The organism is Streptococcus sp. D7B5 (assembly GCF_029691405.1).
Taxonomy (GTDB): Bacteria; Bacillota; Bacilli; order Lactobacillales; family Streptococcaceae; genus Streptococcus.
Window position 1 is genome coordinate 395347 of sequence record NZ_CP121467.1, and the last position, 22373, is coordinate 417719.

Sequence of the window (22373 nt, forward strand, 5' to 3'; positions counted from 1 at the left end):
TAAGAAACTAAATTATGGTATAATATAAGGGAATTTCTAGAGAAAAGAGAAGATTATGTCAAATTATGCCATTATTTTAGCAGCGGGTAAAGGTACTCGCATGAAATCAGATCTTCCAAAGGTACTTCATAAAGTAGCTGGAATTTCGATGTTGGAACATGTTTTTCGTAGTGTTGGTGCTATTCAACCTGAAAAAACAGTTACTGTAGTTGGTCACAAGGCAGAGCTAGTTGAGCAAGTATTAGCCGGTCAGACAGACTTTGTTACCCAATCAGAACAACTAGGAACTGGGCATGCTGTCATGATGGCAGAGCCTATTCTCCAAAATCGTACAGGCCACACATTGGTTATCGCTGGAGATACTCCTCTGATTACAGGTGAAAGCTTGAAAAACCTTTTGGATTTCCATATCAATCACAAAAATGTGGCGACGATCTTGACAGCTGAAGCAGCTGATCCTTTTGGATATGGTCGTATCGTCCGCAATGATAATGCTGAAGTTCTTCGCATTGTGGAGCAGAAAGATGCCACAGACTTTGAAAAACAAATCAAGGAAATCAATACAGGAACTTATGTATTTGACAATGAACGTCTTTTTGAAGCCCTTAAAAACATCAACACCAACAATGCCCAAGGTGAGTACTATATTACTGACGTGATTGGTATTTTCCGTAATGCGGGTGAGAAGGTTGGGGCCTATACTCTCAAGGATTTTGATGAAAGCCTCGGGGTAAATGACCGTGTAGCTCTTGCGACTGCAGAAGCAGTGATGCGTCGCCGTATCAACCAAAAGCATATGGTTAATGGTGTTAGCTTTGTCAATCCTGAAGCAACTTACATCGACATTGATGTTGAGATTGCTCCCGAAGTCCAAATCGAAGCTAATGTTACCTTGAAAGGTCAAACGAAGATTGGTGCTGAGACTGTTTTGACAAACGGTACTTATGTAGTGGATAGCACTATCGGAGCTGGAGCTGTGATTACCAACTCTATGATTGAGGAAAGTACAGTTGCAGACGGCGTGACTGTTGGCCCTTATGCCCATATTCGTCCAGGTTCAAGCCTGGCTGCTCAAGTTCACATTGGAAATTTTGTTGAAGTAAAAGGATCTTCAATTGGTGAAAATACCAAGGCGGGTCATTTGACTTATATTGGAAACTGTGAAGTGGGTAGCAACGTTAATTTTGGTGCAGGAACTATTACAGTCAACTACGATGGCAAAAATAAATATAAAACTGTCATTGGCAATAATGTCTTTGTTGGCTCAAACTCAACTATTATTGCTCCTGTAGAACTTGGGGATAATTCTCTGGTTGGAGCGGGTTCAACCATTACCAAGAATGTTCCTGCTGATGCCATTGCTATCGGCCGTGGACGTCAGGTCAACAAAGATGAATATGCGACTCGCCTCCCTCATCATCCAAAGAACCAGTAGGAGTTTGTCATGGAATTTGAAGAAAAAACGATTAGTCGGAAGGAAATCTATCAAGGTCCTATTTTCAAACTAGTACAAGACCAGGTGGAACTACCAGAAGGAAAGGGCACTGCCCAACGTGACTTGATTTTTCACAATGGAGCTGTTTGTGTACTAGCCGTGACAGCTGAGGACAAAATCGTTCTCGTTAAGCAATACCGAAAGGCTATCGAGGCGGTTTCTTATGAGATTCCTGCTGGTAAACTAGAACTTGGTGAAAATGCTGATCCAATGGCAGCGGCGCTTCGTGAATTGGAAGAAGAAGTTGCCTACACTGGTAAGTTAGAACTGTTGTACGATTTCTATTCTGCGATTGGATTTTGTAATGAAAAACTAAAACTCTACCTCGCTAGTGATTTGGTCAAGGTGGAAAATCCTCGCCCACAAGATGATGATGAAACTTTGGAAGTCCTAGAAGTAAGCCTAGAGGAAGCCAAAAACCTGATCCAGTCAGGTCATATCTGTGATGCCAAAACTATTATGGCGATCCAGTACTGGGAACTACAAAAGAAATAGAGGAGCAACCCATGGGAAAACCTTTATTAACAGACGAAATGATTGAACGTGCCAATCGTGGTGAGAAAATCTCAGGACCACCTCTTCAAGATGATGAGGAAACAAAGATCCTACCAACGTCTTCACAATATTTTGGTTATTCACGTTCTAGAGACCACGGTTTTAGTCAAGATACACTTACAATCGAAGTAGAGCCAACGATTCATAAGAGCCGCCGCATTGAGAACACCAAGAGAAATGTTTTTAATTCGAAACTCAATCGCATCTTGTTTGCAGTCATTATACTCTTGATTTTGTTAATTTTAGCGATGAAACTCTTGTAATTGAAAGGACATGAAATGAAAATTGGAATCATTGCTGCCATGCCGGAAGAGCTCCTATATTTGACTCAGAATTTGGACAAACCTCAAGAAGTCCAAGTCCTCGGAAATACTTACTACACAGGTCTTATTGGTAAGACAGAAGTTGTCCTAGTTCAGAGTGGAATTGGGAAAGTTATGTCAGCTATGAGTGTAGCTGTTCTAGCTGACCATTTTCAGGTAGAAGCTATCATCAACACAGGATCAGCAGGTGCTCTAGCAGAAGGGATTGCTGTTGGTGATGTCGTGATTGCAGATAGACTAGCATACCATGATGTGGATGTGACTGCTTTTGGTTATGCTTATGGCCAAATGGCTGGTCAACCTCTGTACTTTGAATCAGATAAGAAATTTATCGCTAGGATTAAAGAAAACTTATTTCAGTTAGTGCAGACATGGCACCTAGGCTTGATTGCTACAGGAGACAGTTTTATAGCTGGAGATGATAAGATTGCTAGTATCAAATCCCACTTCCCTGATGTTTTAGCAGTTGAAATGGAAGGGGCTGCTATTGCACAAGCGGCTCAGTCTCTTAATTTACCGTTCCTAGTCATTCGTGCTATGAGTGACAATGCCAATCACGAAGCCTCTATCTCTTTTGATGAGTTTATTATCGAAGCTGGACATCGTTCTGCCCAAGTCTTACTAGCCTTTTTAAAGGCCTTGGATTAAGCGGAAATTTGACAGTTTATCTAGCTTATGATAAGATTTAAATAAAGAAAAGCTAGAAAACGTTTCAGAGGATATTATGAGTATTGAAATGACCGTCAGTGAGATTGCAGAGGTTTTAGGACTATCTCGTCAAGCAATCAACAATCGTGTCAAAGAACTTCCAGAAGAGGACACGAAAAAAAATGACAAAGGTGTAACTGTAGTTACTCGAAGTGGCTTGATCAAGCTAGAAGAAATCTACAAAAAAACGATTTTTGAAGATGAACCAGTCAGTGATGATGTCAAACAACGTGAACTGATGGAAATCTTGGTCGATGAGAAAAACGCTGAAATTCTTCGCTTGTACGAGCAGCTCAAAGCAAAAGACCGCCAGTTATCAGAAAAAGACGAACAGATGCGTATCAAAGACCGCCAGATTGCTGAAAAGGACAAACAGTTGGACCAACAGCAACAGTTAACTCTTCAAGCCATGAAGGATCAAGAAACCTTGAAACTCGAGTTGGACCAAGCAAAAGAAGAAGTCCAAGCAACCAAAAAAGGCTTTTTTGCTCGCCTTTTTGGAGGAAAATAAAGAAGCTGTTTGGGTTACTCACTAACCTAATGGCTTCTTTTATTATTTATAGTTTATTTTGGGTAGTAATTGAGGTAAATAATGGAAAAATTAAGAGATTATATCGCCTTTGATTTGGAATTCAATCAACACGAGGGGGTTACCCATTTAATTCAAGTATCAGCAGTCCATTTTCAAGATGGGCAAGAATGTGCTGCTTTTGACTCTTATGTTTATACTACAGCCCCATTGAAGAGTTTTATCAATGGTTTGACTGGAATCACAGCTGAAACCTTGAAAGATGCGCCAAAGGTAGAACAAGTTTTAAAGGACTTTCAAGCATTTGTCGGTAACTTACCTATCGTTGGTTACAATGCAGCTAAGAGTGATTTGCCTATTCTCTTGGAGCATGGCATTGATTATCGTGACCAGTATAAGGTTGATCTATATGAGGAGGCTTTTGAACGCCGTAGTTCTGATCTACACGGCATAGCCAATCTTAAATTGCAAACTGTTGCAAATTTTTTAGGCTTTCACAGGAAGTCTCATAACAGTTTAGAGGATGCCCGCATGACGGCGCGTGTTTACGAAGCTTTTTTGGAATCAGATGAAGGAAAGCTATTAATAGAAGACCAGAGTAGTTTTTCGATGAATCCTTTCGGTGGCTTAGATTTATCCCAATTTTTAGACTAGGAGTGCTTATGAAACCTGAAAAACCTAAGAAGCTAGGTTTTAGGAAGATATACTATAACCTAGATAAGATTTTATTTCTATTTTTCTTGATATTTATGATGGTTGAGTTTGTCTGGCTACCATTAAATTCATGGATTGCTGGCATCCTTCTGAGACAAACAGGTTACTTGTTTATCTCCTACAATAACTTTTGGGCGATTATACAAGGCTCGCCTTTTATCAGTTTAGCCTTTCTCATCTTAATTGCAATCAATCTCCTGGTTGCCTATTTCCAGATTTGTCTTTTGTTTATAGGAGCTCGTCACCTTCTCTATCATGAAAAGAGAACTTTAATTGAGTACAGTAGAAAAGTATTTCACCAGAGTTTTCTATTCGTTAAGCGATTGAGCTTTTGTAAGATGGCCTTTGTCTTTTTTTACATTGCTTTGCTTTTCCCGTTCATCCGTAAGATTTTAAAAATCTACTACCTCAACAAGATTATTATCCCTGATTTTATTGTGAATTATTGGGAAGGTAAACATTGGCTGGTAGGTCTGATGATCATAGCATCCGCTTGGATCTTTCTCTACATCTCTGTCCGATTTATGTTTGCCCTTCCTAAGATTCTCTTTGAAAGAAAGACCGTAAGAGAAGGTGTGAAATATAGTCTCCAAAAGACAAAGAAAAATGTCCTTTTCTTCTCTTGGCATCTCTTGCTCATTATCATTAAAACGTATCTTTTCTTCTTTGGTTTGTTAATTCCCTTGCTTTTTGCGCAAGCAGTGATGGATAATCTAACTCAAAAAGAATCCTTGATTCTCGGTGTAATTAATTTTGTCTTGATTAAAAATTTCCATTATATGACCCTTACTTATTTCCTAGTGAAGTTTGTTTCCTTCCTGACAGGAGAAGAACTAGAGATTATGCCAAGGCGAAAGAAAGATCATCTGATGAGATGGGGTGTCATGGGGTGTGCAAGCATCATCTTTGCCATAGAAGGCTACGTTTATCTGGAAACTCCAGATACCAATACACCTTTAGTGATTTCGCACAGAGGAGTAAGTAATAAAAACGGTGTTCAAAATACTGTGCAGTCTTTAGAAAAAACAGCTCAACTAAAACCAGATCTCATCGAAATGGATGTGCAGGAAACGAAAGACGGTCAGTTCGTGATGATGCACGATGCTAACCTCAAAAATTTAACAGGTATTAATGCTACACCGCAAGATTTGACTCTGGATGAATTAACAAATACAGATATTTACGAGAATGGTTATCAAACAAAGATTTCAAGCTTTGATGCCTATTTAGAGCGTGCAAATGCTTTAAACCAAAAATTGCTGATTGAGATTAAGACCAGTAAAAAAGATAGTCCGCAAATGATGGACCATTTCCTCGAAAAGTACGGAGCGACTATCAAGAAATATGGACACCAGATGCAATCGCTAGACTACCATGTGATTGATAAAGTGTTGACTTATGATTCTGAAATTCCAGTTTACTTTATTCTTCCCTATAACAGTATCTTCCCAAGAACCAAGGCAACTGGTTACACTATGGAGTACTCAACTTTGGACGAATACTTTGTCAATAAACTCTGGACAACTGATCAGAGACTCTATGTTTGGACCGTAAATGGTTCGGAGGCATTTGATAAAGCAGTTCGTCTCGGTGCAGATGGCATGATTACTGATGATCTTGAAATGGTCCAGTCACAAGTCACAATGGCTCAAGACGATCCGGAATATACGGAATTACTCTTAAAGAAAGCAATGGAATTCTTTGATTTCTAAGAAAAAAAAAAGAGAAACAGATGTTTCTCTTTTTTTGTGGATTAGAAAGGCAATTTTCCAGCGAAAGCACCGAGTTTCTTCTTAGTCGTTTCATCAATTTGCTCAAGAGCAGCGTTAATTGCTTGCGCGGTCATATCTGAAAGTGTTTCGAGATCTTCTGAATCTACAACTGCTGGGTTGAAGTCAATGTTGACAACTTTTTTGTCACCAGTTAAGGTCGCTTGGACAAGCTCTTGAGCAGATTTTCCAACAAATTCCATGGTAGCGAGTTCTGCTTGGCTTTGTTCCATTTGTTTTTGAAGTTTTTGTGCTTGGCGCATCATGTTTTGCATGTTCATCATGGCGGTTTACAGTTCCCTTTTTTCTATTATTTTTCTTTTTATTTTATCAATTTTAGGAGCAAAAGTCTATTATTTGTTTAATTCATTAGATATATGAACTTTTATAATGAGTCCCTTAAACAACTTTTAAGAAATTTACTATGCACACCTGGTATTCTTTGCGAAACAAATAAATTTCATTTAAGTTTTCTTTAAGGATTCTATTATATTCTAGAGAACTCTATGTTAACCGAACGTTAAGCAGAAAATATAGAGGATAACCTAATTTTATTTCTTAATTTGTTATAGTCTTTCCAGATTTAGTAACACATTGTTCACTTTTTACCTTTAATGGTGTGTTGATTAGACTAAATGACGCTCTGTCTTTTTTTCATGATGGAGACAGATTGTGATATAATAGATGGTAATGAGTTTTTTAGAATAAACTAAAGGAGAAAATATATGATCTATGCAGGAATCCTAGCCGGAGGAACTGGCACACGCATGGGAATCAGTAATTTACCAAAACAATTCTTGGAGTTAGGTGATAGACCTATTTTGATCCACACAATCGAAAAATTTGTTTTGGAACCAAGTATTGAAAAAATTGTAGTTGGAGTTCATGGAGATTGGGTGTCACACGCTGAGGACCTAGTTGATAAGTATCTTTCTCTCCACAAGGATCGCATCATCATTACCAAGGGTGGTGCTGATCGCAATACCAGTATCGAGAAGATTATAGAAGCTATTAATGCCTATCGTCCAATCACTCCAGAAGATATCGTGATTACCCACGACTCTGTTCGTCCCTTTATTACACTTCGCATGATTCAGGACAATATCAAACTGGCCCAAAATCATGATGCGGTTGACACAGTAGTAGAAGCAGTTGATACCATTGTTGAAAGTACTAATGGTCAGTTTATCACTGATATTCCAAATCGTGCTCACCTCTATCAAGGTCAAACACCTCAGACATTCCGCTGCAAGGATTTCATGGATTTGTATGGTTCCCTATCTGACCAAGAAAAGGAAATCCTGACGGATGCATGTAAGATTTTTGTTATCAAAGGGAAGGATGTTGCCCTAGCTAAAGGGGAATATTCAAATCTTAAAATCACAACTGTGACAGACTTGAAAATCGCGAAAAGCATGATTGAGAAAGACTAAGGCTATGATTAATCAAATTTATCAACTGACCAAACCAAAGTTTATCAATGTAAAATATCAAGAAGAAGACATTGATCAGGAGAATCATATCCTTATTCGTCCAAATTATATGGCGGTTTGTCATGCAGATCAACGTTACTATCAAGGGAAACGCGATCCAAAGATATTGGCTAAAAAGCTTCCTATGGCGATGATACACGAATCTTGTGGGACTGTTATTTCAGATCCAACTGGGACTTATGAAGTTGGTCAAAAGGTAGTTATGATTCCCAATCAACCGCCGACGCAGAGTGACAAGGAATTCTACGAGAACTACATGACAGGAACCTACTTCCTATCTAGTGGTCACGATGGTTTTATGCGAGAATTTGTCTCTCTTCCAAAAGACCGAGTCGTTTCTTATAATGATATCGAAGATACAGTTGCTGCCATTACCGAGTTTGTAAGTGTTGGTATGCATGCCATGGATCGTTTCTTAAATCTTGCTCATAGCAAGAGAGAGCGCATCGCTGTTATCGGAGATGGTAGTTTGGCCTTTGTGGTTGCAAATATTATCAATTATACCTTGCCAGAAGCAGAGATTATCGTGATTGGACGCCATTGGGAAAAACTGGAACTCTTCTCTTTTGCAAAAGAGTGCTATATTACTGATAATATCCCAGAGGATTTGACCTTTGATCATGGATTTGAGTGTTGCGGTGGTGATGGTACAGGACCAGCTATCAATGACCTGATTCGCTATATTCGTCCACAGGGAACGATTCTCATGATGGGAGTGAGTGAATACAAGGTTAATATCAATACACGAGATGCTTTGGAAAAAGGATTGTTATTAGTAGGATCATCTCGTTCAGGACGCGTTGATTTTGAGAAGGCCATTCAAATGATGGAAGTCAAAAAGTTTGCAAATCGTCTGAAGAATATCCTTTATGTTGAAGAGCCTGTGAGAGAAATCAAGGACATTCACCGTGTCTTTGCTACAGACCTGAATACTGCTTTTAAAACAGTATTTAAGTGGGAAGTGTAGAAGATGGAGGTTAATTGTGGAGAAACTCATCAAAGAAAAAATTTCTTCTTTACTATCTGATGAAGAGGAAGTACTCAGTGTTGAACAGTTGGGAGGCATGACCAACCAAAACTATTTGGTTAAAACAACCAACAAACAGTATATTGTGAAATTTTTTGGTAAAGGGACTGAAAAACTCATCAATCGTCAAAATGAAAAGTACAATCTTGAACTTTTAGAGGATTTAGATTTAGATGTCAAAAATTATCTCTTTGATATTGAGTCAGGGATTAAAGTAAATGAGTACATTGAATCAGCAGTAACTCTTGATTCAACATCAATCAAGTCCAAGTTTGAAAAGATTGCACCAATTTTACAAACCATCCATGCTTCAGGGAAAGAATTAAGAGGAGAGTTTGCTCCTTTTGAGGAAATCAGCAAATATGAATCCTTGATTGAGGGAGCTATCCCTTATGAAAACTATGAAGCTGTAAGAAAAGATGTATTTTCACTAGAAAAGAGATTGGCTGATTTGGGTGTTGATAGAAAGTCCTGTCACATCGATTTGGTTCCAGAAAACTTCATCGAGTCACCTCAAGGTCGCTTGTATTTGATTGACTGGGAATACTCTTCCATGAATGATCCAATGTGGGATTTGGCAGCACTTTTCTTAGAGTCTGAATTTACAAAGCAAGAGGAAGATGCTTTCCTTTCCTACTATGAAAGTGACAAAACGCCTGTATCACGTGAGAAGATTCGTATCTATAAAATCTTGCAAGATACTATCTGGAGTTTGTGGACAGTGTACAAAGAAGCTCAAGGAGCTGATTTTGGAGATTACGGTATCAACCGTTACCAAAGAGCTGTCGAGGGTTTGACTTATTATGGAGGTTAGGATGAAGAATAAAAATGGTGTTTCTTTTGGTCTGCTCTCTGGTATCTTCTGGGGATTAGGTCTAACGATTAGTGCTTATATCTTTTCAATTTTTACAAATCTCTCACCTTTTGTGGTGGCTGCTGCTCATGATTTCTTGAGTATCTTTATCTTGTTAGCTTTTCTTTTGGTAAAAGAAGGAAAAGTTCGCCTCTCTATTTTCTTAAATATTCGAAATGTGAGTGTTATAATCGGAGCTTTACTAGCAGGACCAATTGGTATGCAGGCCAATCTTTATGCGGTTAAATATATCGGTAGTTCACTAGCTTCATCTGTATCAGCTATCTATCCAGCAGTTTCAGTTTTTCTAGCCTTCTTCATTTTGAAACACAAGGTTTCAAAGAATACAGTATTTGGTGTTTTCTTGATTATTGCAGCTATCATTGCTCAAACCTATAAGGTTGAACAAGTTAACTCGTTTTACATTGGGATTCTTTGTGCCCTTATCTGTGCCATTGCCTGGGGGAGCGAAAGTGTTCTCAGCTCCTATGCTATGGAAAGTGATTTAAGTGAAATTGAAGCCTTGTTAATCCGACAAGTAACCTCATTCTTGTCCTATCTTGTGATTGTGCTCTTTTCACACCATTCATTTGCAGAAGTGGCAGATAGGCAGTTACTAGGCCTCTTGCTTGTCTTTGCGGCCTTTAACATGATTTCCTACTTAGCTTATTATATCGCCATTAATCGTTTGCAACCTGCGAAAGCGACAGGTTTGAATGTGAGCTATGTAGTTTGGACTGTCTTATTTGCAGTTGTTTTCTTGGGTGCACCGCTAGATATGCTGACAATCATCACTTCACTTATTGTTATGGCTGGTGTTTATATTATTATTAAAGAATAAAGGAGATTCGTGTGAAAGCGATTATTTTAGCAGCGGGCTTAGGAACTCGTCTACGCCCTATGACTGAAAATACACCAAAAGCTTTGGTTAAGGTTAATCAAAAACCCTTGGTAGAATACCAAATTGAGTTTTTGAAAGAGAGAGGAATTGATGAGATTATCATCGTTGTCGGTTACCTCAAAGAACAATTTGACTACCTAAAAGAAAAATATGGTGTCCGTTTAGTCTTTAACGACAAGTATGCTGATTACAATAACTTTTACTCACTTTATCTAGTAAAAGAAGATTTGGCTAACAGCTACGTCATCGATGCAGATAACTATCTTTTCAAAAATATGTTTCGAAACGATCTTAAACGTTCTACCTATTTTAGCGTTTATCGTGAAGACTGTACGAACGAGTGGTTCTTGGTTTACGGTGATGACTACAAGGTTCAAGACATTATTGTTGACAGCAAGGCTGGTCGCATTCTGAGCGGAGTTTCATTCTGGGATGCACCAACTGCTGAGAAGATTGTTGGCTTTATTGACAAAGCTTACGAAAGTGGTGAATTTGTTGATCTCTACTGGGACAACATGGTTAAGGATAATATCAAAGAATTAGATGTCTATGTCGAAGAATTAGAAGGAAATAGCATCTATGAAATTGATAGTGTAAAGGACTACCATAAGTTAGAAGAGATTTTATCTACTATTGAGTAAGGAAAGAGAAGAAGGCTTGGGCCTTCTTTTTTTGTGGATTTTACAACAAGAATGTTTGATATTGATTGTATTCTTTAAATGAAACAAAAATTACAAAAAAAAGAACAAAATAAAACAAAAATTATTGACAACGATTTCATATAGTGTTATACTTATAGCATAAAAGATAATTGAAAGAAGGGAAAATGTTATGGGATTAGATCATTTCTTTGACAAAAACCTAGTGTTTTGCTTAGAAGCGAATAATCAAGAACAACTCTTTGATCAGGTAGCAAGCTTGTTGGAAGAACGAGAAATTGTCACTCCAACTTATCGTGAAGCCTTGATCACGCGTGAAAAGTCATTTCCAACTGGTTTAGATATGGAATTTCTAGGAAAGGACTTGCCAAATGTAGCGATTCCTCATACAGATATTGTTCATAATCTAGCTGAGAAAGTAGTGGTTGTTCGATTAGAAAAACCAGTAACTTTTCACAATATGATAGCTCCTGATAAGGAAGTAGAAGTATCCCTACTCTTCTTTATCATTAACAACTCAAGTTCAAGTCAAACAAATATTCTGGCTCAGTTGATGGACTTTTTCACAGGAAATGGACATCTGGAAGATCTATCAAAAATTTCCGAACCAGAAAAACTTTATGCTTACATTGCTGAAGCAACCGCTTAATCTTGTCTATTAAAATATAAAATCGGAGGAAATCCAAATGATTAAAATTCTTGCTGCCTGCGGTGCAGGTGTTAACTCAAGTCACCAAATTAAAAGTGCTCTAGAAGAAGAACTTTCAAACCGTGGTTATGATGTTCACTGTGATGCAGTCATGGTGAAAGATGTAAACGAAGACCTTATCAAGGGCTACGATATCTTTACACCAATCGCTGCAACTGACCTTGGTTTTGAACCAGGTATTCCAGTAATTGAAGCTGGACCAATCTTGTTCCGTATTCCAGCGATGAGCGCTCCAGTATTTGACAATATTGAAGCAGCTATCAAAGAACACGGACTAAGCTAATTTATTCTTTATCTTGTTAACATTCATATAACTAAAAAAAACGGGAGGAACCATTATGGATGTCATTATCAATCTGGCCAACGATATCTTCAAACCTATCTTGGCTATGGGTGGTCCTATCATCATGCTGATCATTTTGACAGTATTGGCCCTACTTTTTGGAGTGAAATTCTCCAAAGCGCTTGAAGGTGGTATCAAGCTTGCCATTGCTCTTACTGGTATCGGTGCTATCATCGGTATGCTCAACGGAGCTTTCTCAGCATCCCTTGCGAAGTTTGTTGAAAATACTGGTATCCAATTGAACATCACTGACGTTGGTTGGGCACCGCTTGCTACGATCACTTGGGGATCTGCATGGACACTTTACTTCTTGCTTGTAATGTTGATTGTCAACGTTGTGATGCTTGCAATGAAGAAAACAGATACACTTGACGTCGATATCTTCGATATCTGGCACTTGTCAATTACTGGTCTTTTGATCAAATGGTATGCAGACAACAACGGTGTAAGCCAAGGGGTTTCACTCTTCATCGCGACAGCAGCAGTAGTACTTGTAGGTATTTTGAAGATCATTAACTCTGACTTGATGAAACCAACTTTCGACGACCTTCTTAACGCACCAAGTTCATCACCAATGACTTCAACACACATGAACTATATGATGAACCCAGTTATCATGGTCTTGGATAAGATCTTTGATAAAGTTTTGCCAGGTCTTGATAAATATGACTTTGACGCTGCAAAATTGAACAAGAAAATCGGTTTCTGGGGATCTAAATTCTTCATCGGTTTCATTCTTGGTATCGTTATTGGTTTGATGGGAACTCCACATCCAGTTGCTGGAGTAGAAGATGCATCTTCATGGGAACTTGTTATTAAAGGTTGGTTGAGCCTTGGTTTGACAGCTGGTGTCTGCTTGGAGCTCTTCTCACTTATCGGATCTTGGTTCATCGCAGCCGTAGAACCACTTTCACAAGGTATTACAAACGTTGCTACTAAACGTCTTCAAGGACGTAAATTCAACATCGGTCTTGACTGGCCTTTCATCGCTGGTCGTGCTGAAATCTGGGCTTGTGCCAACGTACTTGCACCAATCATGTTGATTGAAGCTGTACTTCTTTCTAATGTCGGAAATGGTATCTTGCCACTTGCAGGTATCATCGCTATGGGTGTGACTCCAGCTCTCTTGGTTGTTACACGTGGTAAATTGCTCCGTATGATTATCTTCGGAACACTCTTGTTGCCTCTCTTCCTTCTTTCAGGTACTCTTATCGCACCATTCGCAACAGAACTTGCTAAAGGTGTAGGTGCCTTCCCAGAAGGTGTGAACCAATCTCAATTGATTACTCACTCAACTCTTGAAGGACCAATTGAAAAACTATTTGGTTGGGCAATCGGTAATGCTACAACAGGTGATATCAAAGCAATCCTTGGTGCAGCAGTCTTCCTTGTATTCTATGTAGGTATCTTTGCTTGGTATAGAAAACAAATGATCAAACGTAACGAAGAATACGCAGCAAATGCTAAATAATTCGCTCCTATAAAATGTAAATTGTGAAAACTAGGTTGTTAATTTCCTACATTGGGAGTGGCAACCTAGTTTTTTATATAAAAATCTAAAAAATAGTTGGAGAATATTATGGTAATTGAAATCAAATCAGACCAGTTAACGGTCCAGTTTAAAACCTTAGGTGGCGCCTTGTCGTCAATCAAGGACCGAGAAGGCATTGAGTATTTGTGGCAAGGAGATGCCACTTACTGGAGTGGACAAGCGCCAGTACTTTTTCCAATCTGTGGCTCTTTAAGAGAAGATACAGCCTTCTACAGTCATGCAGATGGAACAGAGACGAAAGGAAACATTCCTCGCCATGGTTTGGTCCGTAAAAAAAAATTTGACTTAGTTGCTCAGACAGAAAACAGTGTTACTTTTGCTATCGAAGACGATAAGAATACTTATCAAAACTATCCTTATCACTTCCGCCTTGAAATCACTTATGAAGTGACTGGCAAGACTGTTCGTACTCAATACAAAGTCTTCAATAAAGAAACTAGCAAGGTCATGCCATACTTTATTGGTGGACATCCAGGATTTAATTGTCCTCTGCTAGATGGCGAAACTTATGAAGATTACTATTTAGAGTTTGAGAAAGAAGAGACTTGCTCTGTTCCCCGGCCTTTCCCAGAAACTGGCTTGTTAGACTTCCAAGATAGAAGTCCATGGTTGGATTCGCAAAAGGAAGTGGATCTCAGTTACAATCTGTTTAGTGTTGATGCAGTGACTTTGGATGAGTTGCAATCCAGAACAATTGCCCTTCGTTCTCGCAAGCATGAGAAGGGATTAAAAGTACACTTTCAAGAGTTTTCAAATCTCATCATTTGGTCAACTTTGAATAAGGGACCTTTCATTGCCTTTGAACCTTGGTCTGGCTTGTCAACATCTCTTGAAGAAGGAGATCATTTAGAAGATAAGAAGAATGTTCGTCTCCTAGAACCTGGTCAAGTAGATCAGATTGGCTTTGATATTGAAATATTTTAGATTAAAAACTACAAAAACAAACATTTACTGTTGACTTTTTCTATAAATAGGAGTATATTATGTTTGTAAGCAACAAATGATGTTTGTAACAAACAAATAATCACTTGTTATATTCTCTTTAGAGGAGAAAGTTTGTTTCTAGGAACTTGATTTCCTGGACTTGGATAAGGTGATATTCATCTCATTCAATCAAATTTGTCAATAAACTGCTAGAAAGTCTTTTGTAGGTAAACTGCTAACTATAAAAGTCTTTACTAGCCTAGAAAAATAAAAAGGAGTATACAATATGTCTATTGTTATCGGTGCAGATGCTGCAGGTTTGAGATTGAAAGAAGTTGTGAAAGACTTCTTGGAAAAAGAAAACTTCCACGTTGTGGATGTTACAGCTGAAGGTCAAGATTTTGTTGATGTGACTCTTGCTGTTGCTGCAGAAGTAAACAAAGAAGAACAAAACCTTGGTATCGTGATTGATGCTTATGGTGCTGGTCCATTTATGGTTGCAACAAAGATCAAAGGAATGGTTGCCGCAGAAGTATCTGACGAACGTTCAGCTTATATGACTCGTGGACACAACAACTCACGTATGATCACTATGGGTGCACAACTTGTTGGTGATGAATTGGCTAAAAATATTGCTAAAGGTTTTGTTAACGGTAAATACGACGGTGGTCGTCACCAAATTCGTGTGGATATGTTGAACAAAATGTGCTAATTAGATTACAGTAAGAAAGGTAAGTTAAAAATGAGAATTGCAATTGGATGTGACCACATCGTAACAGATGAAAAAATGGCGGTTTCAGAATTTTTGAAATCAAAAGGATATGAAGTCATCGACTTTGGTACCTATGACCACACACGTACTCACTACCCAATCTTTGGTAAAAAAGTTGGTGAAGCCGTTACAAGCGGTCAAGCTGATCTTGGGGTATGTATCTGTGGTACTGGTGTTGGTATCAACAACGCTGTAAATAAAGTTCCAGGAGTTCGTTCTGCCTTGGTTCGTGATATGACAACAGCACTTTATGCAAAAGAACAATTGAACGCCAATGTTATTGGTTTTGGTGGTAAAATCACTGGTGAACTGCTTATGTGTGATATCATTGAAGCTTTCATCAATGCTGAATACAAACCATCAGAAGAAAACAAAAAATTGATTGCGAAAATTGAGCACGTTGAAACTCACAATGCTCATCAAGCAGATGCAAACTTCTTTACAGAATTCCTTGAAAAATGGGATCGCGGTGAATACCACGACTAAGAGGTGACGCATGATTTTAACAGTCACAATGAATCCGTCCATTGATATTTCTTATCCTTTGGATGAATTAAAAATTGACACTGTCAACCGTGTGGTGGACGTGACCAAGACAGCTGGTGGTAAAGGTCTCAATGTTACACGAGTTCTTTCAGAATTTGGTGATTCTGTTGCTGCTACTGGTTTGGTCGGTGGTAAACTTGGTGAGTTTTTAGTAGAGCATATCGATGATAAAGTAACGAAACGTTTCTTCTCGATTCAAGGAGAGACTCGTAACTGTATCGCTATTCTACACGGTGAAAACCAAACAGAAATCCTTGAAAAAGGTCCCGAAGTTCTTGAACAAGAAGGGCAAGATTTCTTGGCTCATTTCGAAAATCTCCTTGACACTGTGGAAGTAGTCGCTATCTCAGGTAGTCTGCCAGCTGGGCTTCCAGTTGACTATTATGCAAGCTTAGTAGAACTTGCTAATCAAGCAGGCAAACCAGTTGTTCTAGACTGCTCAGGTGCAGCTCTTCAGGCTGTCCTTGAATCACCACACAAACCAACAGTTATTAAACCAAATAACGAAGAATTGTCTCAGCTTCTTGGGAAAGAAGTTTCTGAGGATTTGGATGAATTAAAAGAAGTTCTTCAAGAGCCTTTATTTGCAGGGATTGAGTGGATAATTGTTTCACTTGGTGCAAATGGTGCTTTTGCAAAGCATGGGGATACTTTCTACAAGGTTGATATTCCAAGAATTCAGGTAGTGAACCCTGTTGGATCTGGAGATTCTACTGTGGCAGGGATTTCCTCAGGTCTTCTTCATAAGGAATCTGATCAAGAACTCCTCATCAAGGCCAATGTCCTTGGTATGCTCAATGCCCAAGAAAAGATGACAGGTCATGTCAATATGGCCAACTATCAAGCTTTATATGATCAATTAATAGTAAAAGAGGTATAAAATGGCTTTAACAGAACAAAAACGTGCACGCTTAGAAAAACTTTCAGATGAAAATGGCATTATCTCCGCTCTTGCCTTTGACCAACGTGGTGCTTTGAAACGCCTTATGGCTCAATACCAAACAGAAGAGCCGACAGTGGCTCAAATGGAAGAACTCAAAGTCTTAGTTGCAGATGAATTGACAAAATACGCATCCTCTATGCTTCTTGACCCAGAGTATGGTCTTCCAGCTACAAAAGCGCTTGATCCAAATGCTGGTCTTCTCCTTGCTTATGAGAAAACTGGCTACGATACAACTAGCACTAAACGCTTGCCTGACTGCTTGGATGTTTGGTCTGCAAAACGCATCAAAGAACAAGGTGCAGACGCTGTTAAGTTCTTGCTTTACTATGACGTAGACAGCGCTGACGAACTCAACCAAGAAAAACAAGCCTACATTGAACGCATCGGTTCAGAGTGTGTGGCAGAAGATATTCCATTCTTCCTTGAAATCTTGGCTTACGATGAAAAAATTGCTGATGCTGGCTCTGCAGAATACGCAAAAGTGAAACCACACAAGGTTATTGGTGCTATGAAAGTCTTCTCAGACCCACGCTTTAACATCGATGTCTTGAAAGTAGAAGTTCCAGTCAACGTCAAATACGTTGAAGGCTTTGGCGATGGTGAAATCGTGCATACTCGTGAAGAAGCGGCAGCTTTCTTCAAAGCGCAAGACGAAGCAACAAATCTTCCATACATCTACTTGAGTGCGGGTGTATCAGCTAAACTCTTCCAAGAAACGCTTGTCTTTGCCCACGAATCAGGTGCAAACTTCAACGGAGTTCTTTGTGGCCGTGCAACTTGGGCTGGATCAGTTGAAGCCTACATCAAAGACGGTGAAGCAGCAGCTCGTGAGTGGTTGCGTACAACTGGATTTGAGAACATTGACGAACTCAACAAGGTTCTTCAAACAACAGCGACTTCATGGAAAGAACGTGTATAAGTTTCCCCCCTAATCTTAGGAACATTGATCTAAATAAAAATTTTAAAAAAAGTTGAATGTAAAGGTTTACAAAAAAACTGACTTGTGCTATACTTAAATCACAAGTTAATACAAGGTGAGTGTTACTAAGTAATATTAGGCATGATCACAGGTGAATTAGAAATCAAAGGATTTTCTAGTTCATTTGTGGTCATTTTTTGTACTCATATACCTTTAAGATATAAAAGGAGGTTGCCATGTATCGAATTCTAAATCCAATGAATCACAATGTTTCACTTGTCAGAAATGACAAAGGAGAAGAGGTGATTGTAATTGGTAAGGGGATTGCATTCGGAAAGAAGAAGGGGGATTTGATTGCTGAAAATCAGGTTGAGAAAATCTTTCGGATGAAGACCGAAGAGTCAAGAGAAAACTTTATGGCTCTCCTCAAAGATGTTCCGCTTGATTTTATCACAGTGACTTATGAAATCATTGATAAGCTATCAAAGAAATATCATTATCCGATTCAAGAGTATCTCTACGTAACCTTGACAGATCATATTTACTGCTCTTACCAAGCTCTAGCACAAGGAAGGTACAAGGATAGCAATCTGCCAGATATTTCTGCCAAGTATCCTTTCGCTTTTCAAATCGCAAAGGAAGCCTTTGAAATCTATCGTCAGAAGTTGACAGATCATTTCCCTGAGGATGAAATTATTCGGATCGCTTATCATTTCATCAATGCCGAAGGGGAGAATGAAGTTCAAGTGGTTGAGTCGATTGATAAGAGGAAAGAAATTCTCAGGAATGTCGAAGAAGTGCTAAAGGGTTATGCAATTCAACGAACCAAAGAGAATAATCATTTCTATGATCGTTTTATGATTCATTTGAATTATTTCTTGGATTATTTAGACCGTTCCAGAGATGATAACCAATCACTTCTGGATATGGAAGATCATATTAAACAATCCTATCCAAAAGCGTTCGAGATTGGTTCCAAGATCTATGATGTGATTACGCAACATACGGGTCTTGATTTGTATAAAAGTGAACGAGTTTATCTAGTTCTACATATCCAACGTTTATTGTCATAAAAATTTAATTAAAAATACATAAGGAGAATTCTATCATGAATAGAGAAGAAGTAACATTGTTAGGTTTTGAAATCGTAGCCTATGCTGGCGATGCTCGTTCAAAACTATTGGAAGCCTTGAAGGCTGCTGAAGCTGGCGATTTTGCGAAAGCTGATACTCTCGTAGAGGAAGCTGGTGGTTGCATCGCTGAGGCTCATCACGCGCAAACAAGTCTATTAACTAAGGAAGCTTCAGGTGAGGACTTAGCCTATAGTGTAACCATGATGCACGGTCAGGATCACTTGATGACAACTATCTTGTTAAAAGATTTGATGCACCATTTAATCGAACTCTACAAGAGAGGAGTTAAGTAATGAATAAATTAATTGCTTTTATCGAGAAAGGAAAGCCTTTCTTTGAAAAACTGTCTCGTAATATCTACCTTCGTGCCATTCGAGATGGTTTCATTGCTGGAATGCCAGTTATTCTCTTCTCAAGTATCTTTATCTTGATTGCTTTTGTACCAAACTCATGGGGCTTTAAATGGTCTGACGATGTTGTCAATCTCCTCATGAAACCTTATAGCTATTCAATGGGGATTCTAGCTCTCTTGGTAGCTGGTACAACAGCTAAGTCATTGACCGACTCAGTAAACCGTAGCATGGAGAAAACCAACCAAATCAACTATATGTCGACACTTTTGGCTGCGATTGTTGGTTTGTTAATGTTAGCAGCTGATCCTATCGAAAATGGACTAGCTACTGGATTCTTGGGGACAAAAGGTTTGCTTTCGGCCTTCCTTGCTGCCTTTGTTACTGTAGCCATCTATAAGGTTTGTGTTAAGAACAACGTCACTATTCGTATGCCTGACGAAGTTCCACCAAATATCTCACAAGTCTTTAAAGATGTGATTCCATTCACTCTATCAGTGGTTTCTCTTTATGCTCTTGATTTACTAGCTCGTCATTTTGTTGGTGCAAGCGTAGCTGAATCAATCGGTAAATTCTTTGCACCATTATTCTCAGCTGCTGATGGCTATCTAGGTATTACCATTATCTTTGGTGCCTTTGCCTTCTTCTGGTTTGTTGGTATCCATGGTCCATCTATCGTTGAACCTGCTATCGCAGCGATTACCTATGCAAATGCCGAAGTCAACTTGAACCTTCTCCAACAAGGTATGCACGCTGACAAGATTCTTACTTCTGGTACACAAATGTTTATCGTTACCATGGGTGGTACTGGTGCGACACTGGTTGTTCCATTCATGTTCATGTGGTTAACCAAATCGAAACGTAACCGTGCAATCGGACGTGCTTCAGTAGTTCCAACTTTCTTTGGTGTAAATGAACCAATCTTGTTTGGTGCACCGCTTGTCTTGAACCCAATCTTCTTTATTCCATTCATCTTTGCGCCAATTGCCAACGTATGGATTTTTAAATTCTTCATTGAGACGCTTGGCATGAACTCATTTACTGCCAACCTTCCTTGGACAACACCAGGTCCGCTCGGTATTGTTCTCGGTACAAACTTCCAATTCTTGTCATTTGTACTTGCTGCTTTGTTAATCCTTGTTGACGTAGCCATCTACTATCCATTCCTCAAGGTTTATGATGAACAAATCCTTGAAGAAGAACGTTCTGGTAAAGCCAATGATGAATTGAAAGAAAAAGTAGCTGCAAACTTCAATACTGCCAAAGCAGATGCTATTCTTGAAAAAGCTGGTGTAGAAGCAGCGCAAAACACAATCACAGAAGAAACAAATGTTCTCGTTCTCTGTGCAGGAGGAGGTACAAGTGGTCTCCTTGCAAATGCTCTAAACAAGGCAGCTGCAGAGTACAAAGTTCCTGTTAAAGCAGCAGCTGGTGGCTATGGTGCTCACCGTGAAATGTTGCCTGAGTTTGATCTGGTTATCCTTGCTCCTCAAGTTGCTTCAAACTTTGAAGACATGAAGGCCGAAACCGACAAACTTGGTATCAAACTTGCCAAGACAGAAGGTGGCCAATACATTAAACTGACTCGTGATGGAAAAGGCGCTCTTGCCTTTGTTCAAGCGCAGTTCGAAGAGTAAAATGTAAATAGCAAAGAAGTGAGATGGCGGAACTCCTCCCAACTCTATCTCCATCTCATTTCTATTTCTTGAAAGGTGAATCAAATGACAAAAACACTTCCAAAAGACTTTATTTTTGGCGGGGCAACAGCAGCCTATCAAGCAGAAGGTGCGACCAATACCGATGGTAAAGGACCAGTTGCCTGGGACAAATACCTCAAAGATAACTACTGGTACACTGCTGAACCAGCCAGTGATTTCTACCACAAATACCCAGTTGACCTCAAACTTGCAGAAGAGTATGGTGTCAATGGTATCCGTATTTCAATCGCTTGGTCACGTATCTTTCCAACTGGTTATGGGAAGGTTAATGACAAGGGGGTTGAGTTCTATCATAATCTATTTGCAGAATGTCACAAACGGCATGTTGAGCCCTTTGTAACTCTTCATCACTTTGACACGCCAGAAGCTCTACATTCAAATGGAGACTTCTTAAACCGTGAAAACATTGAACACTTTGTAGACTACGCGGCTTTCTGTTTTGAAGAATTTCCTGAAGTTAACTATTGGACAACCTTTAATGAAATTGGGCCAATTGGTGATGGTCAATACTTGGTTGGGAAATTCCCTCCAGGTATTCAGTACGACCTTGCCAAAGTCTTCCAATCTCATCACAATATGATGGTGTCGCATGCGCGTGCAGTCAAGCTATATAAAGGTAAAGGTTATAAAGGTGAAATTGGTGTGGTTCATGCCCTGCCTACTAAGTATCCTCTGGATCCAGATAATCCAGCAGATGTTCGAGCGGCTGAGTTAGAAGATATCATTCACAATAAATTTATTTTGGATGCAACTTATCTAGGACGATATTCCGAAGAAACCATGGAAGGTGTCAACCATATCTTAGCAGTCAATGGTGGAAGCTTAGATTTGCGTGAAGAAGACTTCGCAGTCCTAGAAGCTGCAAAAGACTTGAACGACTTCCTAGGAATTAACTACTATATGAGTGATTGGATGCAAGCCTTTGATGGAGAGACGGAAATCATCCACAATGGAAAAGGTGAAAAAGGAAGCTCTAAGTATCAGATTAAGGGAGTTGGTCGTCGTGTAGCTCCTGATTATGTCCCACGTACCGATTGGGATTGGATTATCTACCCTCAAGGTTTGTATGACCAAATCATGCGCGTGAAGAAAGATTATCCTAATTACAAAAAAATCTACATCACTGAGAATGGTCTCGGATACAAAGATGAGTTTGTGGATGGGACAGTCTACGATGATGGGCGGATTGATTATGTTAAGAAACATATGGAAGTGATTGCATCTGCAATCTCTGATGGAGCCAATGTCAAAGGATACTTTATCTGGTCGCTAATGGATGTCTTTTCTTGGTCAAATGGCTATGAAAAGCGTTACGGTCTCTTCTATGTTGATTTTGAGACTCAGGAGCGCTATCCAAAGAAATCGGCTCACTGGTACAAGAAACTAGCTGAGACACAACTTATTGATTAAAATTCAACAAAAATTCCCCGCCAAAAGG

25 protein-coding genes are annotated in these 22373 nt (G+C 39.1%); 24 read left to right on the plus strand and 1 reads right to left on the minus strand.

Features of this window, described 5'->3' with window-relative positions; genetic code table 11:
• Positions 1-55 precede the first annotated feature (55 nt).
• The 7 genes from glmU (at position 56) to P8P68_RS01920 (ending at position 6036) form a co-directional block, all read left to right on the plus strand.
• Positions 56-1435 (plus strand): bifunctional UDP-N-acetylglucosamine diphosphorylase/glucosamine-1-phosphate N-acetyltransferase GlmU, encoded by a 1380-nt coding sequence (glmU, locus tag P8P68_RS01890; protein ID WP_000073757.1) that lies wholly within the window; start codon positions 56-58, stop codon positions 1433-1435.
• Between the two features lie 9 nt (positions 1436-1444).
• Positions 1445-1990 (plus strand): NUDIX hydrolase, encoded by a 546-nt coding sequence (locus P8P68_RS01895; RefSeq protein WP_000393797.1) that lies wholly within the window; start codon positions 1445-1447, stop codon positions 1988-1990.
• 11 nt (positions 1991-2001) lie between these two features.
• Positions 2002-2313: a cell wall synthase accessory phosphoprotein MacP gene (gene macP, locus P8P68_RS01900; RefSeq protein ID WP_278276053.1), complete on the plus strand. Its 312-nt coding sequence runs from the start codon at positions 2002-2004 to the stop codon at positions 2311-2313.
• Between the two features lie 15 nt (positions 2314-2328).
• Positions 2329-3021 carry a 5'-methylthioadenosine/adenosylhomocysteine nucleosidase gene (locus P8P68_RS01905; RefSeq protein WP_278276054.1) on the plus strand — a complete coding sequence of 231 codons (693 nt, stop codon included), beginning with the start codon at positions 2329-2331 and terminating at the stop codon, positions 3019-3021.
• Positions 3022-3097: 76 nt separating this feature from the next.
• Positions 3098-3592, plus strand: coding sequence for a chromosome segregation protein RocS (gene rocS / locus P8P68_RS01910; RefSeq protein ID WP_000021252.1), 495 nt, complete (start codon positions 3098-3100; stop codon positions 3590-3592).
• 81 nt (positions 3593-3673) lie between these two features.
• On the plus strand, positions 3674-4264 hold the full coding sequence (locus tag P8P68_RS01915; RefSeq protein WP_000413620.1) for a 3'-5' exonuclease: 591 nt from the start codon (positions 3674-3676) through the stop codon (positions 4262-4264).
• A gap of 8 nt (positions 4265-4272) precedes the next feature.
• Positions 4273-6036: a glycerophosphodiester phosphodiesterase gene (locus P8P68_RS01920; protein WP_213951979.1), complete on the plus strand. Its 1764-nt coding sequence runs from the start codon at positions 4273-4275 to the stop codon at positions 6034-6036.
• A gap of 41 nt (positions 6037-6077) precedes the next feature.
• On the opposite strand, the gene P8P68_RS01925 is transcribed toward P8P68_RS01920, so the two are convergent.
• Positions 6078-6377, minus strand: a complete 300-nt coding sequence (locus P8P68_RS01925) for a YbaB/EbfC family nucleoid-associated protein (RefSeq protein WP_000981534.1) — start codon at positions 6375-6377, stop codon at positions 6078-6080.
• A 441-nt stretch (positions 6378-6818) separates the two neighbouring features.
• Here P8P68_RS01925 and P8P68_RS01930 point away from each other — a divergent pair, with 441 nt between their 5' ends.
• The 17 genes from P8P68_RS01930 to lacG all read left to right on the plus strand — a co-directional run bounded on the left by P8P68_RS01930 (position 6819) and on the right by lacG (position 22345).
• Positions 6819-7526 (plus strand): 2-C-methyl-D-erythritol 4-phosphate cytidylyltransferase, encoded by a 708-nt coding sequence (locus P8P68_RS01930; protein WP_000638516.1) that lies wholly within the window; start codon positions 6819-6821, stop codon positions 7524-7526.
• 4 nt (positions 7527-7530) lie between these two features.
• Positions 7531-8553: a ribitol-5-phosphate dehydrogenase gene (locus tag P8P68_RS01935; RefSeq protein ID WP_000609906.1), complete on the plus strand. Its 1023-nt coding sequence runs from the start codon at positions 7531-7533 to the stop codon at positions 8551-8553.
• Positions 8554-8569: 16 nt separating this feature from the next.
• Positions 8570-9427: a phosphotransferase family protein gene (locus P8P68_RS01940; protein ID WP_000413082.1), complete on the plus strand. Its 858-nt coding sequence runs from the start codon at positions 8570-8572 to the stop codon at positions 9425-9427.
• A 1-nt stretch (position 9428) separates the two neighbouring features.
• Complete coding sequence (locus P8P68_RS01945) at positions 9429-10307, plus strand: DMT family transporter (protein ID WP_278276055.1); 879 nt, start codon at positions 9429-9431, stop codon at positions 10305-10307.
• Between the two features lie 11 nt (positions 10308-10318).
• Positions 10319-11008, plus strand: coding sequence for a sugar phosphate nucleotidyltransferase (locus P8P68_RS01950; RefSeq protein WP_000643950.1), 690 nt, complete (start codon positions 10319-10321; stop codon positions 11006-11008).
• Between the two features lie 190 nt (positions 11009-11198).
• Positions 11199-11675, plus strand: coding sequence for a PTS sugar transporter subunit IIA (locus tag P8P68_RS01955; protein WP_000521987.1), 477 nt, complete (start codon positions 11199-11201; stop codon positions 11673-11675).
• A gap of 37 nt (positions 11676-11712) precedes the next feature.
• Entirely contained in the window at positions 11713-12018 is a 306-nt protein-coding gene (locus tag P8P68_RS01960) for a PTS sugar transporter subunit IIB (protein WP_000590551.1), read from the plus strand.
• 55 nt (positions 12019-12073) lie between these two features.
• A complete protein-coding gene (locus tag P8P68_RS01965; protein WP_044020842.1) occupies positions 12074-13549 on the plus strand; it encodes a PTS galactitol transporter subunit IIC in 1476 nt (491 codons plus the stop codon).
• A 108-nt stretch (positions 13550-13657) separates the two neighbouring features.
• Positions 13658-14554, plus strand: a complete 897-nt coding sequence (locus P8P68_RS01970; RefSeq protein WP_278276056.1) for an aldose 1-epimerase family protein — start codon at positions 13658-13660, stop codon at positions 14552-14554.
• Positions 14555-14840: 286 nt separating this feature from the next.
• On the plus strand, positions 14841-15266 hold the full coding sequence (gene lacA, locus P8P68_RS01975; RefSeq protein WP_000029277.1) for a galactose-6-phosphate isomerase subunit LacA: 426 nt from the start codon (positions 14841-14843) through the stop codon (positions 15264-15266).
• Positions 15267-15296: 30 nt separating this feature from the next.
• Positions 15297-15812: a galactose-6-phosphate isomerase subunit LacB gene (lacB, locus tag P8P68_RS01980; protein ID WP_001216921.1), complete on the plus strand. Its 516-nt coding sequence runs from the start codon at positions 15297-15299 to the stop codon at positions 15810-15812.
• A gap of 10 nt (positions 15813-15822) precedes the next feature.
• Entirely contained in the window at positions 15823-16752 is a 930-nt protein-coding gene (locus P8P68_RS01985) for a tagatose-6-phosphate kinase (protein ID WP_278276057.1), read from the plus strand.
• Position 16753: 1 nt separating this feature from the next.
• A complete protein-coding gene (gene lacD, locus P8P68_RS01990; protein WP_001229130.1) occupies positions 16754-17734 on the plus strand; it encodes a tagatose-bisphosphate aldolase in 981 nt (326 codons plus the stop codon).
• Positions 17735-17970: 236 nt separating this feature from the next.
• Positions 17971-18807 carry a transcription antiterminator gene (locus P8P68_RS01995; protein ID WP_278276058.1) on the plus strand — a complete coding sequence of 279 codons (837 nt, stop codon included), beginning with the start codon at positions 17971-17973 and terminating at the stop codon, positions 18805-18807.
• Between the two features lie 35 nt (positions 18808-18842).
• The gene (locus tag P8P68_RS02000; RefSeq protein ID WP_001078328.1) at positions 18843-19160 is read left to right on the plus strand and encodes a PTS lactose/cellobiose transporter subunit IIA; all 318 of its coding nucleotides are present in this window, start codon (positions 18843-18845) and stop codon (positions 19158-19160) included.
• Positions 19160-20854: a lactose-specific PTS transporter subunit EIIC gene (locus P8P68_RS02005; RefSeq protein ID WP_001037310.1), complete on the plus strand. Its 1695-nt coding sequence runs from the start codon at positions 19160-19162 to the stop codon at positions 20852-20854. The genes P8P68_RS02000 and P8P68_RS02005 overlap by 1 nt, the downstream gene beginning before the upstream one ends.
• Positions 20855-20938: 84 nt before the next feature.
• A complete protein-coding gene (gene lacG, locus P8P68_RS02010; protein WP_049484411.1) occupies positions 20939-22345 on the plus strand; it encodes a 6-phospho-beta-galactosidase in 1407 nt (468 codons plus the stop codon).
• Positions 22346-22373 lie beyond the last annotated feature (28 nt).

Excerpts from the sequence above, each read along its gene's own strand:
- P8P68_RS01970 (WP_278276056.1), top strand. The coding sequence starts at position 13,658 with ATGGTAATTGAAATCAAATCAGACCAGTTAACGGTCCAGTTTAAAACC.
- P8P68_RS01915 (WP_000413620.1), top strand. The coding sequence starts at position 3,674 with ATGGAAAAATTAAGAGATTATATCGCCTTTGATTTGGAATTCAATCAA.
- P8P68_RS01925 (WP_000981534.1), bottom strand. The coding sequence starts at position 6,377 with ATGATGAACATGCAAAACATGATGCGCCAAGCACAAAAACTTCAAAAA.
- rocS (WP_000021252.1), top strand. The coding sequence starts at position 3,098 with ATGAGTATTGAAATGACCGTCAGTGAGATTGCAGAGGTTTTAGGACTA.
- P8P68_RS01905 (WP_278276054.1), top strand. The coding sequence starts at position 2,329 with ATGAAAATTGGAATCATTGCTGCCATGCCGGAAGAGCTCCTATATTTG.
- lacB (WP_001216921.1), top strand. The coding sequence starts at position 15,297 with ATGAGAATTGCAATTGGATGTGACCACATCGTAACAGATGAAAAAATG.
- P8P68_RS01920 (WP_213951979.1), top strand. The coding sequence starts at position 4,273 with ATGAAACCTGAAAAACCTAAGAAGCTAGGTTTTAGGAAGATATACTAT.
- P8P68_RS01935 (WP_000609906.1), top strand. The coding sequence starts at position 7,531 with ATGATTAATCAAATTTATCAACTGACCAAACCAAAGTTTATCAATGTA.
- P8P68_RS01965 (WP_044020842.1), top strand. The coding sequence starts at position 12,074 with ATGGATGTCATTATCAATCTGGCCAACGATATCTTCAAACCTATCTTG.
- P8P68_RS01945 (WP_278276055.1), top strand. The coding sequence starts at position 9,429 with ATGAAGAATAAAAATGGTGTTTCTTTTGGTCTGCTCTCTGGTATCTTC.
- lacA (WP_000029277.1), top strand. The coding sequence starts at position 14,841 with ATGTCTATTGTTATCGGTGCAGATGCTGCAGGTTTGAGATTGAAAGAA.
- P8P68_RS01895 (WP_000393797.1), top strand. The coding sequence starts at position 1,445 with ATGGAATTTGAAGAAAAAACGATTAGTCGGAAGGAAATCTATCAAGGT.
- macP (WP_278276053.1), top strand. The coding sequence starts at position 2,002 with ATGGGAAAACCTTTATTAACAGACGAAATGATTGAACGTGCCAATCGT.
- P8P68_RS01955 (WP_000521987.1), top strand. The coding sequence starts at position 11,199 with ATGGGATTAGATCATTTCTTTGACAAAAACCTAGTGTTTTGCTTAGAA.
- lacG (WP_049484411.1), top strand. The coding sequence starts at position 20,939 with ATGACAAAAACACTTCCAAAAGACTTTATTTTTGGCGGGGCAACAGCA.
- P8P68_RS01985 (WP_278276057.1), top strand. The coding sequence starts at position 15,823 with ATGATTTTAACAGTCACAATGAATCCGTCCATTGATATTTCTTATCCT.
- P8P68_RS01960 (WP_000590551.1), top strand. The coding sequence starts at position 11,713 with ATGATTAAAATTCTTGCTGCCTGCGGTGCAGGTGTTAACTCAAGTCAC.
- glmU (WP_000073757.1), top strand. The coding sequence starts at position 56 with ATGTCAAATTATGCCATTATTTTAGCAGCGGGTAAAGGTACTCGCATG.
- P8P68_RS02000 (WP_001078328.1), top strand. The coding sequence starts at position 18,843 with ATGAATAGAGAAGAAGTAACATTGTTAGGTTTTGAAATCGTAGCCTAT.
- P8P68_RS01930 (WP_000638516.1), top strand. The coding sequence starts at position 6,819 with ATGATCTATGCAGGAATCCTAGCCGGAGGAACTGGCACACGCATGGGA.
- P8P68_RS02005 (WP_001037310.1), top strand. The coding sequence starts at position 19,160 with ATGAATAAATTAATTGCTTTTATCGAGAAAGGAAAGCCTTTCTTTGAA.
- P8P68_RS01995 (WP_278276058.1), top strand. The coding sequence starts at position 17,971 with ATGTATCGAATTCTAAATCCAATGAATCACAATGTTTCACTTGTCAGA.
- lacD (WP_001229130.1), top strand. The coding sequence starts at position 16,754 with ATGGCTTTAACAGAACAAAAACGTGCACGCTTAGAAAAACTTTCAGAT.